Below are 13,939 nucleotides of genomic sequence, written 5' to 3' on the forward strand. Positions count from 1 at the left end.
ATCTAGCATTGCCAACTAAGGTTTTACTTGATGCATGAGGAGAATATTGCTATCATAGCCATAATACAAAAAGCAAAGGTGTGGTCATTCATGGGAAATCGGGCCTATAACTTTAACGCAGGGCCTGCGGCATTACCGCTCGAAGTTTTGCAGAAAGCGCAAGAGGAACTTGTCGAATTCAAGGGTATCGGCATGTCGATCATGGAAATTTCGCATCGCAGCGCGGAGTACGAGCAAGTACATACGGAAACTCAGCAATTATTGAAGCAAATTTTTGCGATTCCTGACGGGTATCAAGTACAGTTCCTGCAAGGCGGAGCAAGTACGCAATTCGCTATGATTCCTTTGAATTTCTTAAAGCCAGGCAAAGTGGGCAGCTATGTGCTGACAGGCGCTTGGGCGGAGAAAGCGGTACAGGAAGCAGGCCTTTTTGGAGAAGTAGCTATTGCAGCTAGCTCCAAGGAGAGCAAATTCATGAAAATTCCGGATCTTAGCGAAATCAACATTCACCCGGATTCTGCTTACCTGCACTTGACGTCCAACGAAACGATTGAAGGCGCTCAGTTCCAAAGCTACCCGGACACAGGCAATGTGCCGCTTATCGGGGACATGTCCAGCGATATCTTGAGCCGTCCAGTGGATGTATCGAAATTCGGTATGATTTATGCCGGTGCCCAAAAAAATCTAGGTCCATCAGGCGTGACGGTTGTCATTGTCAAAGAAGATCTTCTGCAAGATCTGCCGAAAACAATCCCGACCATGCTGCGTTACGAAATTCACGGCAAAAACAATTCCCTCTATAACACACCGCCGGTGTATTCCATCTACATGGTGAACCTCGTGCTGAAATGGATTCAGGAGCAAGGCGGACTTGCTGCTATCGAGAAAAACAACCTAGAGAAGTCAGGTTTGATCTACAGCGCAATTGATCAAAGTGGTGGTTTCTACCGTGGTCCTGTCGATAAGGGCAGTCGTTCAGCAATGAACATCACGTTCCGTTTGCAGGATGAAGAGCTGGAGAAGAAATTCATCAAGGAAACCGAGCAGAACGGGTTTGTTGGGTTGAAAGGGCATCGCAGTGTAGGCGGCTTGAGAGCATCTACTTACAATGCAGTTCCTTATTCATCTTGCAAAGCACTCGCAGATTTCATGATTGATTTCCAGAAACGCAACGGTTAATAACGGACGAAGTCATACATGAGCTATTCATGGCACCCTCGTGTGCGCGTGAATGGCTTTTTTTTGTCTCGGGATAGAATGGTCAGTTCATCCTTTACAATGTCTTAAGATGGCCTCTGAGACGGTTTGAGAGGCATTTATTGAGAGGGTAGCGGAACTAGATCTAGTAGGGTGAAAGAGAAGATTCCGGGCGATGTTCCTTTCGACATTTGTGAAAATTTCAAGTCTAAAATGAAAATATTTTTTCAAATCCTCTGGAGCCACGTCCTGTCTGGGTTTGGCTATTTTAGGGTCAGAAATGTGGGATAATACACGTTGACAAACACAATATATTGATATAAATTTGAATCTATCAACTAGATGTCGTGGGAAAATGCGAATTGGACATCACCTGAATTCGCAGCGGAAATACCGCGTAATACCGGGGAAAAGCCCGATTTACCGCCAATTTCAGCCCTTTTCCTGCTTGCGGAAATTCGCTAATTTTGTCGAGTAGACAGAAGACAATACTAGATATGGATGGACGGTAAGATTTATATTACTAACTAGATATAGGTTATCTACATAAGTTAGACACAAGACGCGAGAATGCTTGAAACCATGATAGAGATGTTAGGAGACGGAGCCCATGCTGATTGCTTACGATTCGAAAACGGGGAATGTTCGCCGATTTATTAACAAACTTCAAATGCCGGCGATCCAAATCGAGGAAGCGATGAAAGTGGACGAGCCTTTCGTGCTCGTTACCTACACAACCGGATTTGGCCAAGTTCCTGAGAGGGTCAGTTCCTTCCTGGAATCGAACGCCTCGAATATGATCGGAGTAGCAGCAAGCGGTAACCGTAACTGGGGAGACGGGTTTGCCAAGAGTGCAGACACGATCTCACAGCTGTATGATGTGCCAGTGTTAACGAAGTTCGAGTTATCCGGCACCAAAAATGATGTAGAACGATTTGTTCAGGGGGTACATGCAATTGCGGCACATTGAGCTGAATAATTTATTGATGCAACGCGGAGCGGATGGTTTTTTTCAACTAGAGAAGGATAAAGAAGCTGTTGAAGTTTTTATGCAGGATGTTCATAGTAAAAGTCTCACTTTCCCTGATACAACGACAAAAGTTCGTTATATGATTGATAACAACTATTATGAGAACGTATATGAGCACTACACGTTAGAGGAAGTAAATCAAGTTTATCAAGTGGCTCACGACAATCAATTCGAGTTCGCCTCGTATATGGCAGCTTCGAAATTTTATACAGATTATGCCTTGCGCAGTGACGATAAATCCTTGTATCTAGAGCATTTCCCCGATCGCGTTGCGATTGTAGCGCTTTACTTGGGGCGCGGCAATGTGGAGACGGCAAGCACACTTGCTGTATCGATGATGGAGCAGCGCTTGCAGCCGGCAACGCCGACATTCCTTAACGCTGGGAAAAGCCGTCGTGGCGAGATGGTCTCTTGTTTCCTTCTAGAGATGGATGACTCGCTCAACTCGATTAACTACGTGCTTGCTACATGCATGCAGCTTTCCAAAATTGGCGGCGGCGTAGCCGTTAACTTATCCAAGCTTCGTGGGCGCGGTGAGTCCATCAAAGGGGTAGAACGCGCAGCCAAAGGGATTATGCCTGTTCTTAAGCTGATGGAGGATGCCTTCTCCTATGCGGACCAAATGGGACAACGCAAAGGTTCTGGCGCAGCTTATTACAACATTTTCGGCTGGGATCTTATGGAGTTCCTGGATAGCAAGAAAATTAATGCAGATGAGAAATCACGTCTAAAAACACTTTCCATCGGTCTTATCGTACCGAATAAGTTCTACAAGTTGGCAGAAGAGAACCAACCTCTTCACGTTTTTGCGCCTTATACGGTTTTACAAGCCTATGGCAAGCATTTGGATGATTTAGATATTGATGACATGTATGATGAGCTTCTGGCGAACCCGAAAGTGAAGAAAAAAGTAGTGATGAGCGCGCGTGACATGCTGATCAAAATTGCGACAACCCAACTGGAATCCGGTTATCCATATATGATGAATCGAACGAATGCCAATAAGGATCATGCCCTGAAAGGGATTGGAATGATCAAAATGTCTAATCTCTGTACAGAGATCTTCCAATTGCAAGAAACATCGGAAATCAATGATTACGGTCAAGATGACGTGATTCTGCGTGATATCAGCTGTAACTTGGCTTCCATGAATATTGCGAATGTGATGGGTCACAAGAAACTTCGTGAAACGGTTCATGAAGGCATGACAGCTCTGACAGCAGTCAGCGATATGACGACGATCAGCAATGCACCAGGTGTGGCAAAAGCAAACCGTGAGCTGCATTCCGTTGGACTCGGAGTCATGAATCTGCACGGCTATTTATCCAAGAACAAAATTAGCTATGAGAGTGATGAAGCGAAGGATTTCGTCCGCACATTCTTCATGGCGATGAACTATTATTCGATCGAGAAAAGCATGGAAATTGCCAAAGCGAAAGGCCAGGTTTTTGCAGGCTTTGAGCTGTCAGAATACGCGAATGGCGCTTATTTTAACCGTTATACAGAGACAGATTACCGTCCGGTTACGGATAAAGTGAAGGAACTGTTTGCAGGTATGGAGATCCCATCGCGGGATGATTGGAGCAAGCTGAAAGAAGAAGTCCAGAAGCACGGTTTGTATCATGCTTATCGTCTGGCTGTTGCTCCAACACAAAGTATTTCGTACATCCAAAACTCGACTTCGAGCGTTATGCCGATTGTTGAGCCAATCGAGACTCGTACATATGCAAACTCAACGACTTATTACCCGATGCCATTCATGGCACGCGACAATTATTTTTACTATAAATCCGCCTATCAGATGGATCAATTCAAAATTCTCGATCTGATTGCTGAAATTCAAACGCATGTGGATCAAGGCATTTCGACTATTTTGCATGTGAATAGTGATGTGTCTACGAGACAACTTGCTAGATTGTATCTATATGCGGCACACAAAGGACTTAAATCGCTCTACTACACACGAACCAATCAACTATCTGTTGAGGAATGCGTAAGCTGTTCGGTGTAATTGGGAAGGGGACCAAACATAGATGAGCATGGCAACTACCATTAATCAGCCAATCGTCAAAAAAGCGGTGAACTGGAACCGGCCAGATGATGATTTCACGATAACATTCTGGAATCAGAACATTATGCAGTTCTGGACGGACGAGGAAATTCCGCTGTCTGACGATAAAATGTCCTGGATTACGCTCAGCGGGGCTGAGCGTGAGCTCTACATGAAGGTGCTTGGCGGCCTTACGCTGCTTGATACAATGCAAGGCGGCGTTGGCATGCCGAAGATTCTTGAGCACGTCGACGGGCTGCAGCGCAAAGCGGTGCTAAGCTTCATGGGCATGATGGAGCAAATTCATGCGAAGTCATACAGCTCTATTTTCACGACACTGTCTACGACAGAAGAGATCAATGAGCTATTCGCATGGGTAGAGCGCAATCCTCATCTGCAGTTCAAAGCGAATAAAATTTCTCACTATTACGAAAATATCACGACGACGAAAGAGCTGTACTTAGCGATGGCAGCGTCGGTTCTGCTGGAGAGTTACCTGTTCTACAGCGGCTTCTATTACCCGCTTTATTTGGCCGGACAGGGTAAAATGACAAGCAGCGGAGAAATCATTGATTTGATTTTGCGTGACGAGAGTATTCATGGTCTGTACATTGGTGTATTGGCTCAGGAAGTATATGCAGAGCTTAGCCCTGCTGAGCAAGATGAGGCTTACGAGACGTTGTCTGCGCTGCTGAAAGAGCTTCATGCCAATGAGGAAGGCTATACAGATAGCCTGTACGGACCACTTGGGCTAGCGGATGACGTGAAAGCATTCCTGCGTTACAACGCGAACAAAGCGTTCATGAATTTAGGGGTAGAGCCGTTGTTCCCCGAAGAGGAAATTAATCCGATTGTTCTGAACGGTTTGAGCACGAAGACGAAGCAGCATGACTTTTTCTCTAAAAAAGGGAATGGGTATGTGCGTACGATTCACGTTGAAGCTTTGACAGATGATGATTTTGTATTTTAATATGTTGATAAAGGGTGCCTTTGGGCGCCTTTTTTAATTGGGTTGGATAGGGGGAGAGGCGGCTGGGAATTAGCTGGAATTTGTAATCTTAGATCTTGGAAACGGAAACATGTATGAAGTTGTCCTAGTCAGCGTAAATATGGGGAGAGATACTACCTGCGTCTGTAGCTGCAATTGCGAGCGGACCGGCAACAATGCTGGTCGTTTGAAAAAGGGAGAGATTTCTGTGTCCAAAATAAAATTAGGTATTATCGGTCTTGGCGAGGTCGCTCAAATTATCCATTTCCCAGTATTGGAAGCGCTTTCTGATAAATATGAGATCATCGCTATCTGCGATATTTCCCCTAAGTTATTGGAGGTTGTCGGGGACAGGTATCACATTCGGAATCGTTATGTAGATGCGGCTGAAATAGTGAGCCTTCCCGAGCTGGATGCCGTTCTCATCTGTAATAGTGATGAATATCATACGGATTGTGTGATTGCTGCCCTGAAAAACAGAAAGCATGTGTTAATCGAAAAACCGATGTGCTTAACCTTGCAAGAAGCTGATGACATCATACGTGTTCGCGATGAAATGGGCGTGAAGGTTATGGTAGGCTATATGAGAAGGTACGCCCCGGCCTTTGTGCAAATGGTTGAAGAAGTGAAGAAGCTGGATACAATCAATTACGTGAGGGTTCGCGACATTATTGGGGGAAATCATTTGTTTATCGACCAGTCCAGTAAAGTCCACCGTTTCGATGATATCAGTGAGCATGCCAAAAAAGACCGTGCCGATCGGGCAGCCAAATTGGTGAAGGATGCTATCGGCGAAGCCCCTGCGGACTTGCGTTCTGCCTATCGGCTGCTTTGCGGACTAGGCAGCCATGATTTATCCGCGATGCGGGAACTGATCGGATTCCCCAAAAGGGTTGTTTCCGCTCGGCAATGGAATAACGGCAGATTTATGAGTGCAATTCTGGAATATGATGGATTTCATGTTACTTATGAAACGGGGATAGACAATATACGTCGGTTTGACGCGCACATTGAGGTATACGGCAACGACAAATCGCTGAAGGTCCAGTACAATACACCGTACATGCGACATCTTCCTACAACGTTGCAGGTGACTGAAACAAATGAAGAAGCGTATAACGAAACGGTAGTTCGTCCTACCTTTAAGGATGCTTACACTTGCCAATTTGAATATTTTTACGATGTGGTTGTTAACGATATGACTCCGAAAACGACGCCGGAGGATGCCATAGAGGACTTGCAGTTGTTCCGAATGCTGATTGAAGCTATGAAGGAGCAAGAGAAATGAGCTGGAAAATGGATGAATGACAAAATCGCCGTCCCTGATGATTTGAGCGGACGGCGATTTTGTCATTCATTAAGCTAGTGATTCTTTTACGACTGGTTCTGTCAGCTTGTAACCAACATTGCGAATCGTCATGATATATTCCGGATTACGAGCATTTTGTTCAATTTTGTCGCGCAGATGGGAGATATGCACATCCACGATTCGGGTATCGCCAAGGAAGTGATAATCCCACACACCATGAAGCAGCTGTTGTCTGCTTAGGACTTTCCCGCGGTGTTTGCATAAGAATAGCAGTAGTTCAAACTCTTTTGGCGTAAGTTCGATCGGTGCGCCGTTCATTGTAACTTCTCGTTGGTCAGCTTTAATCGAGATCTGGCCAATTGTAATCGGCGTGTTCTCTGACGCGGACGGCAAGGTTTGAATACGACGATGAATAGCATGAATACGGGAAATAAGTTCTTGCGGCGAAAACGGCTTCGTCATATAATCGTCAGCACCGTTATCTAATCCCGCAATTTTGTCGGTAAGGTCCTGCATGGCAGTCAGCATAATAATAGGTACAAGGTTATTCTGATTTCTAAGCTTGCGGCATACTTGAAAGCCGTCCATTTTCGGCAGCATAAGGTCTAGAACAATGAGGTCAGGTCGAAAAGTTTGAATCGCATCAAATACAGCTTCACCATCGAATACACAATATACTTCGAAGCCCACGAGCTTCAGGTTGAACTCTATAAGCATGGAGATTGAAGGTTCGTCATCGACAACGAGGATCTTTTTCTTTAGCATTAGGTTGACTCCTTTTATCGAGAAGGATAACTCTATTATGCGGGAGCTCTATCATCGACATATTAAGATAAAGTTAACGCTGTGTAAAATTGCAATCCTTGGGCGCATATAATAGGATAGAAGATGAGGTGAATTTGACAGAGATGGCTTTTCATATTGTATTAGTAGAACCCGAAATTCCTGCAAACACAGGAAACATATCTAGGACATGCGCTGCAACAGGCACGCATCTCCATTTGGTTAGGCCGCTGGGCTTCCAGACGGACGACAAGACGCTGAAGCGTGCAGGCTTGGACTATTGGCACTCCGTTAAGCTCGAGTATCACGATTCGTTTGACGAGGTGCTGGAGATGTATAAAGAGCATCGCTTCTTTTTTGCAACGACGAAGGCGAAGAAGCGTTACACAGAATTTACATTTCAGGATGGCGACTTTTTTGTATTTGGTAAAGAGACGAAAGGTCTCCCGGAAGAACTTCTGCGTCAGCATCCGGAGACGTTGCTTCGACTTCCGATGTCGGATAACGTCCGATCGCTCAATTTATCCAATTCAGCAGCTATTATGCTGTATGAGGGATTGCGGCAGACAGGCTTCGAAGGCCTTGACTAGGTTGAAGGTTGGGCATTATTTAGGTCTGTGTCGACAAAATTGACAATAAAAGAAATTTCGGCTTTTAATTAGAAGGAGTTTCTTGACCAATGGCGAATAGTATTCCCTATCAGTCCGTATAGATATGCTAAGCCGAAACGCTGAGCATAGAAAATGAGAGCGGAAGAGAGGTGAAGTCCTATGATGAAACCAGCCGGAGTCGTTCGTAAAGTCGATCAATTGGGACGTATTGTTCTGCCTAAATCGTTACGTAAACGATATCAGATGAATGAAGGAGATCCTGTCGAGATTTTGGTACAGGGTGATCATATCATTTTGGAAAGATACCGCCCGAAATGTGTATTTTGCGGCAGTATGGAAAGCGTAAGTGAATTCAAAGAACGTTACATATGCGGAACTTGTGTAACTGAAATGAATGCTCTTAAAGTAAGAGCATAATGACGAAAAAGCATCTCTTTCCTTCTTGGAAAGCGGTGCTTTTTTGTTTGCGCTTGTTTTAGGGGAACTATGGGACGCTAAATGTGAGAAAAGGGCTGATTACACAGTTTTGCGGAACTACAGGGTCTTATTTGCTTTGAAATGATGGATGAGTAGTGCTACTGGGCTAAATAGAGGATCGTAGTTCCCTTGGATGGGCTGGAATGCCGTTCTTCGAGGAAATAGAGAACCATAGTTCCCTCTGAGCATTCTTCCCTGCTCAGGTGGACTTGGGGTTTCGCTGAGCAACGTAAAAAGACCACCAGAATGAAACATTCCGATGGTCTTTGGAAACTTACAGGCCTTTAGTTTTGTCCTCGTTATAGGAAGCCGTCATCATAGCGACGAGAAATAATACGAAAACGGAATTAACGAGCCAAAATGTTGCTGATAAGCCAAACATTGCTGCACCCCCTATAGGTTAAAGAACGTAAAAGCAGATAGTTAAAGATTATTATACCCAACCATCCTAAAAAAAGAAACGAATAAAGTGTGAATAATTTCGGTTATTTGAAAAATAAAAAGTTCGTAGCCAGCGGTCGTAGCTTTCCATCGGATGGGCGGTTAATGACGCTGCCTCCCATGACTAGTGTAGTTGAACCGCCTCCATCCAGGTTATAGGCATCAACAATACCCAACTGCAGCATCTTATCCTGCAGCTCAGCGAGCGTGGCTCCCGAGTTGCCGCTCTCATCATAACCATCGGTTACGATAAACAATAGCTGATCGTTTTTGTAATCGGCCATCACGGTTCTGGCTGCACGCGCCGGCGAGCTCTGCCACTGATAAGGGATGGTCGTCTTGGCTCCGTTCTTGAGGAGCGTAGGAACGAAGGTCGAACCCATCAGCGGATTAAGCTTGTCCAGGTCAGCCTGGGAGCTGAACTTGCCGCCAATGAGCTGGCGATCTTTATTCAAACCGATGAAGGTTGTATCGTTTTTCGTCGGGAAGAAGCCGTTCAAGTATTTGCCGTTCATCACCGTCGTGTCGAGCGGGTAGCGTTTGCCTTTGCTGTCATCGGCGAAGCCTCCGGCATTCACGCCGGCAATAGCACCGTAGCGTGACGCAGCCTCCAAGGTGGTCTCGCTGGAGCCCATTTTATCTTTGCCCAAGACGAGCTTAATGGCTTTATCACTCTTGAGGTTTACTTTAAGCGCATATCCTTTGTAGTTACTTTCATTCAAAGCAAACAGTTTCAAGTCGATATTCCCAGATGAAGCTTGTCGAATAGGGCTGCCGAGCTTCGCCGTAATCCGTGCATCATAGATGATGCCAGGCTTCGCTATCTGGGCTGTGGCACTCTGAAGAGCCGCCGTTACTTCTGCTGTGCTCTTCTCGTACAGCTCAAAATATTGCTGAATAATGGTCTTGGTTTGCGCTGCATCATTCGTTGCTTTGGTCAGCAGGCTGTCTAAGGTACTCGTTTCTTGTTGAAAGGAAACGGGGGTCGGCGCAGCTGTTGACCATGGATGAATGGGAATATTCGCGGTAACGAATAGCAGCCAAATTAACATGCCCACAAACGGTGCGCAAGCAAGGAGAAAGACGCGATTAACACCTTGAATCGTGGTCATTATTTTAACACATCCAAGTTCTTCTGCAGCTCATCCAGCTTCTTCTTCACATCAGCAAGCTGCGTGTAGAGCTGGTTGCTGTTATCGGTCTTGCTGTTGGCGCTGTCCTTCGTGAAGGCGAGCAGTTCATTCAAAGAGTCTACTTTGGTTTGCAATGCTTTCATGTCTGTTGAAACGCTGTCTTTCAATTGGGTAACTTGCTTCTGATAATCTTCTTGTACGACTTGCAATTGCTGTTGGGTTTGCTGTGCGATATCGGTTGTTATTTGTTGTCTCAAATGCTCTGTATACAGCATGGCTGCTGCCACTCCGATTGCGATCAGCATGACCCAACCTAGAAACAAGTAAACGTACGTTTTTCTTCCAGCCTTAGTGGCTTTTGCAGCCCGAGGGAAGGAATTCGCCGTCGTTGTCTCGATTTGCATGCTCATGATAATCACCTCTGTCTCCTAGTATAGCATATTCCCTTATTTATACAGAAATTTAGATAGAATTCGATGTTTTTCGATATTCATTGGGGGTAATCCCCTCTAATTTCTTGAAAACTTTGCTGAAATATTTCTCGTCCTGATAACCGACCATTTCGGCAACTTGAGATATCCGAAGATGCGGATTGCGCAGCAGAACCTTCGCTTTGCTCATGCGGATCTGACCCAAATAATCCGAAAGGTTAACCTCGAATTCCTGTTTAAATTTGCGGGAGATATATTCGCGGCTTAGAAAGAAGCGGCTAGCGATTTCCTGCAGGGTCACATCTTCGTGATAGTGATTCTGAAGGTATTCGGAGATTTCAAAAATAACATTTTTGTCCTTGTGTTGATTCTCAAGCAGCATCTTGGACATGTGCACGATACTCCGAGTAAGCTCTTGCTGCCACTGGGAAAGGGAAAGAATCCCCTGCTCGTCAAGCGGTACGATAACGCTGGTTGGATCATCCGTGAGCATCTCCTTGACTTTGTCCTCGCTAATGCCGGAGAAGAACTGCTGTACCCAGCGGCGTTTCATGACGGTATATTCCCGCCACCAAAGATCTAGCTGCTCGAGCGTAATGACCTCGCTTTGCTTGACATTGTCCATCCACATCTGGATAACTTCCTCGATTTGCTGGGTGCTGCCGCTGCGGATAGCCAGATTCATTTTCTCCTCATACTGCGTGAAGGTAAGTGCAGGTTGAGGAGACTTGGCAGGGTTCAACATGCTATGAATCCAGGTATCCCTGGCTTTGAGGTTGCGTTTGCGAAGTGCATCGCGTGCTTCTTGATAAGATAAGGTCACATCAGCAGGGAAGGCATGTAAACGACCTATCCCAAAATCAACACGCGTGTGCAAGGCAGTACGCATGCCTTCATTAATTTTTTCAAGAAAAGCCTCAGCGCCGAGGAGATCCTTCCATAATAGCAGTACAATTTCTGTTTCACTGTGCCAGTGGCGGAAAGCGTAGCCGCGTCCATCCGTGGTGAGAAATTCATTGCAAATGTTAGTGAGCGAAAATAATAATAGATCCATGTTCTGGCTGAATTTATTTTTCACGCTGCGTTCCATGGTATCTAGCGATAAAATGGCAACCCGGCATTCGTTAATGCTCCGGGTCAAGTGAAGCTCTTTATCTAGCTGCTCAGCGGCACTCTCATAAGTGGAGGGCTCAGCGATGATGCCAGATAGAAGCTTGTCCCAATACATCGGTTTAATCGTATTCATTTCAATATTCAGCTCGCGATTGGTTTGACGAAGCTCTTCATCCTTGGTCCAAGCTTGGATCGCTTTATCGAGCGCTTCATTCAGCTGACCTGGATCAATAGGTTTCAGGATATAGTCGGTTCCTCCATACTTCAAGGTATGGCGCAGTAATGAGAAATCGTCATGACCGCTGATAACGATTGTTTTGGCGTCTGGGGCATTCGCATGCAGCCACTCCAGGAGCTTCACGCCATTCATAATGGGCATCATCATGTCTGTCATAATAATTTCGGGATGGTGCTGTGCAATGAGCGCGGTGGCAGACTCGCCATCCGGCGCTTCAAGTATGGTATCGATTCCGTGCTGCTGCCAGTTCACAAGCAGTCGGATGGCGTCACGTACATGTTTCTCATCATCGACAAGTAAGACTTTCATTAGTTAGCTCCCTTATTCATCGGGATATGGATGACGATTCGTAAACCCCGGGGTTCAGCATGTTCAATGTCAAGAGCAGCATCATCGGTGAAGTACAATTTCACCCTAGTTAACACATTGCTTAGCCCAATACAAGCCTCATCGCCCGTGGAAGGCGCATGTAGTCTGTTTCTAATTTCGCGCAAACGCTCCTCGGTAACGCCAATTCCATTATCCTCAACAACCAGTTGTAAATAGTCATAATCCTCTTCTGTATGCTTGGAGGCTTGAATGCGCAAGAGCCCGTCTTCGGCCGCACTTGGGTTAAAGCCATGTTTGAAATAGTTCTCGACGAGCGGCTGAATGATCATTTTGGGCACGGAGATGACTTTGGTATCCTCCTCGATCTCATAGACGATCTGGAATTGATGCTCGAAGCGCTGTTTTTGCAGCTCCAGATAAGCTTTGATATGTTCAAGCTCTTTGCCCAGAGGGACGACGGATTCATTCGTATTCATGCTGTAATGCATCATTTTGGCAAGGGAAGCGATTAAGGCATATACTTTGGGCGCATCATGCTGCAGAGCCAGCGTACCGATAGATTGCAGGGCATTATTCAAAAAATGCGGATTAATCTGGGCTTGCAGCGCCATAAGCTGATTGGACTTGTTCGCAAGCTCCAGACGATATTCGCGCATGACCATTTGATTCAAATCCTGCATAAGGCCATGGAAACGATTGGCTAGAATGCCCATTTCATCTGTTCGTGTCAGTTCAATATCTTTGTGCACCTGGCCTAGTTGAACCTGACCAGCTTGAATGCGTGTGATATATCGGATCAATTGCTTGATCGGTTCAGTAAATCGAATGGAGATATAGATCGTTCCACCGATGACGATTAGCATGAAAAAAGTCAGAACAAGCGAGTTAATCAAAGTTAATTGCTTGGCATTTTTGGTTAATTGATCATAAGGAAGACGTTTCACAATGGTCCAGTCGACATAGTCCGTTTTCATCTTTTCATAAACATTAATGCCGGCGAAAGGGCCTTTGCTCCATTCATACGAGCCCCTATCTAGTGGGCTGTGTATGGCTTCATTTCCCCAGCTATCTTCAAGCCGCTGCCCCCATTTGGAAGAATCCGGACCGAAAACAATATAGCCTTCATTATCCAGTATGTACAGTTCTTCGGTGTCATGTGTGTACAAGCTCTGTGAAATTTCCGATATCAGGTCTAAATGAAGATCAATAATAAGTTCTCCAATAGAGGTGTTATTAGGTGAGTACAGCAGTTTGCGATGCATAGACAGGACAGGTGTTGGTGCAGAATACACGTTAATTGCAATATTGTAACTGTGGCTCAAATGAGTGGTTTCAAAATAAACCGTTTTGTCTTCCGGAAAAGGACGTAATGACGTATATTTGCCAGTAGTGCTTCCTGTAAAATCGTTAATCGACAAAAAAGAGCGGTCACTTACTGAAGCGTACAAGTAAACTTGTTTGAACTCCTTAATGGCATGCGACATGACCTGCAGCCCGCTTTTGATCACTTTATCACTCATATAGTCGATATCCTGCTTACGCTCCAGAATTTCGTATAATTGTCCGAGCTCTGACAAATGCTGACCTGTATAGATCGTCGTGGACGCTTGAACAACTCCATTTAAATAGTTTAATATATTCAATTTCGCTTGGGAGATGAGGGCCGAATTGTTGGTGACAGTGTCTTCGGTGACTTTTTCCTTGGTGAATATATAGGAGACTACAATGGAGGTAATGAATGGAACGAGTGTGGCGATCAGTAAAAAAAGGATCAGCTTGTTGCGTATGCTATGACGAAACATGTCGAA

Annotated in this window: 12 protein-coding genes; 7 read left to right on the top strand and 5 right to left on the bottom strand. The window is 45.3% G+C overall.

The features are described 5' to 3' along the window. Positions 1–90: 90 nt before the first annotated feature. The 5 genes from serC to GQF01_RS22015 all read left to right on the top strand — a co-directional run bounded on the left by serC (position 91) and on the right by GQF01_RS22015 (position 6,553). Positions 91–1,179, top strand: coding sequence for a 3-phosphoserine/phosphohydroxythreonine transaminase (gene serC, locus GQF01_RS21995; RefSeq protein WP_161408820.1), 1,089 nt, complete (start codon positions 91–93; stop codon positions 1,177–1,179). 628 nt (positions 1,180–1,807) lie between these two features. Then, positions 1,808–2,167, top strand: a complete 360-nt coding sequence (nrdI, locus tag GQF01_RS22000; protein ID WP_161408821.1) for a class Ib ribonucleoside-diphosphate reductase assembly flavoprotein NrdI — start codon at positions 1,808–1,810, stop codon at positions 2,165–2,167. Next, complete coding sequence (gene nrdE, locus GQF01_RS22005; RefSeq protein ID WP_161408822.1) at positions 2,154–4,238, top strand: class 1b ribonucleoside-diphosphate reductase subunit alpha; 2,085 nt, start codon at positions 2,154–2,156, stop codon at positions 4,236–4,238. The genes nrdI and nrdE overlap by 14 nt, the downstream gene beginning before the upstream one ends. A 22-nt stretch (positions 4,239–4,260) precedes the next feature. Further along, the gene (gene nrdF, locus GQF01_RS22010) at positions 4,261–5,247 is read left to right on the top strand and encodes a class 1b ribonucleoside-diphosphate reductase subunit beta (protein ID WP_235960158.1); all 987 of its coding nucleotides are present in this window, start codon (positions 4,261–4,263) and stop codon (positions 5,245–5,247) included. A 226-nt stretch (positions 5,248–5,473) separates the two neighbouring features. Next, positions 5,474–6,553 carry a Gfo/Idh/MocA family oxidoreductase gene (locus tag GQF01_RS22015; RefSeq protein ID WP_328803508.1) on the top strand — a complete coding sequence of 360 codons (1,080 nt, stop codon included), beginning with the start codon at positions 5,474–5,476 and terminating at the stop codon, positions 6,551–6,553. Between the two features lie 69 nt (positions 6,554–6,622). Here GQF01_RS22015 and GQF01_RS22020 read toward each other — a convergent pair whose 3' ends face one another. Continuing rightward, positions 6,623–7,339: a response regulator transcription factor gene (locus GQF01_RS22020; protein ID WP_127457576.1), complete on the bottom strand. Its 717-nt coding sequence runs from the start codon at positions 7,337–7,339 to the stop codon at positions 6,623–6,625. Positions 7,340–7,482: 143 nt separating this feature from the next. On the opposite strand from GQF01_RS22020, the gene trmL reads away from it, so the two are divergent. Together trmL and GQF01_RS22030 are read left to right on the top strand one after the other, a co-directional pair. Further along, a complete protein-coding gene (gene trmL / locus GQF01_RS22025) occupies positions 7,483–7,947 on the top strand; it encodes a tRNA (uridine(34)/cytosine(34)/5-carboxymethylaminomethyluridine(34)-2'-O)-methyltransferase TrmL (protein WP_161408823.1) in 465 nt (154 codons plus the stop codon). Positions 7,948–8,130: 183 nt separating this feature from the next. Then, a complete protein-coding gene (locus GQF01_RS22030; protein ID WP_145660039.1) occupies positions 8,131–8,385 on the top strand; it encodes an AbrB/MazE/SpoVT family DNA-binding domain-containing protein in 255 nt (84 codons plus the stop codon). A gap of 545 nt (positions 8,386–8,930) precedes the next feature. Here GQF01_RS22030 and GQF01_RS22035 read toward each other — a convergent pair. Genes GQF01_RS22035 through GQF01_RS22050 form a run of 4 tightly spaced genes read right to left on the bottom strand, consistent with a single transcriptional unit; the run spans position 8,931 to position 13,933 of the window. Then, positions 8,931–9,998 carry a phosphodiester glycosidase family protein gene (locus tag GQF01_RS22035; protein WP_161408824.1) on the bottom strand — a complete coding sequence of 356 codons (1,068 nt, stop codon included), beginning with the start codon at positions 9,996–9,998 and terminating at the stop codon, positions 8,931–8,933. Further along, entirely contained in the window at positions 9,998–10,429 is a 432-nt protein-coding gene (locus GQF01_RS22040; protein WP_161408825.1) for a hypothetical protein, read from the bottom strand. The genes GQF01_RS22035 and GQF01_RS22040 overlap by 1 nt, the downstream gene beginning before the upstream one ends. Before the next feature lie 52 nt (positions 10,430–10,481). Next, the gene (locus tag GQF01_RS22045; RefSeq protein WP_161408826.1) at positions 10,482–12,110 is read right to left on the bottom strand and encodes a response regulator; all 1,629 of its coding nucleotides are present in this window, start codon (positions 12,108–12,110) and stop codon (positions 10,482–10,484) included. Beyond that, positions 12,110–13,933, bottom strand: a complete 1,824-nt coding sequence (locus tag GQF01_RS22050) for a cache domain-containing sensor histidine kinase (protein ID WP_161408827.1) — start codon at positions 13,931–13,933, stop codon at positions 12,110–12,112. Before GQF01_RS22050 ends, GQF01_RS22045 begins: the two co-directional genes overlap by 1 nt. Positions 13,934–13,939: the final 6 nt, after the last annotated feature.

Origin of the sequence: Paenibacillus silvestris, assembly GCF_009882985.1 — a bacterium.
In the GTDB taxonomy this organism is placed as follows: Bacteria; Bacillota; Bacilli; order Paenibacillales; family NBRC-103111; genus Paenibacillus_E; species Paenibacillus_E silvestris.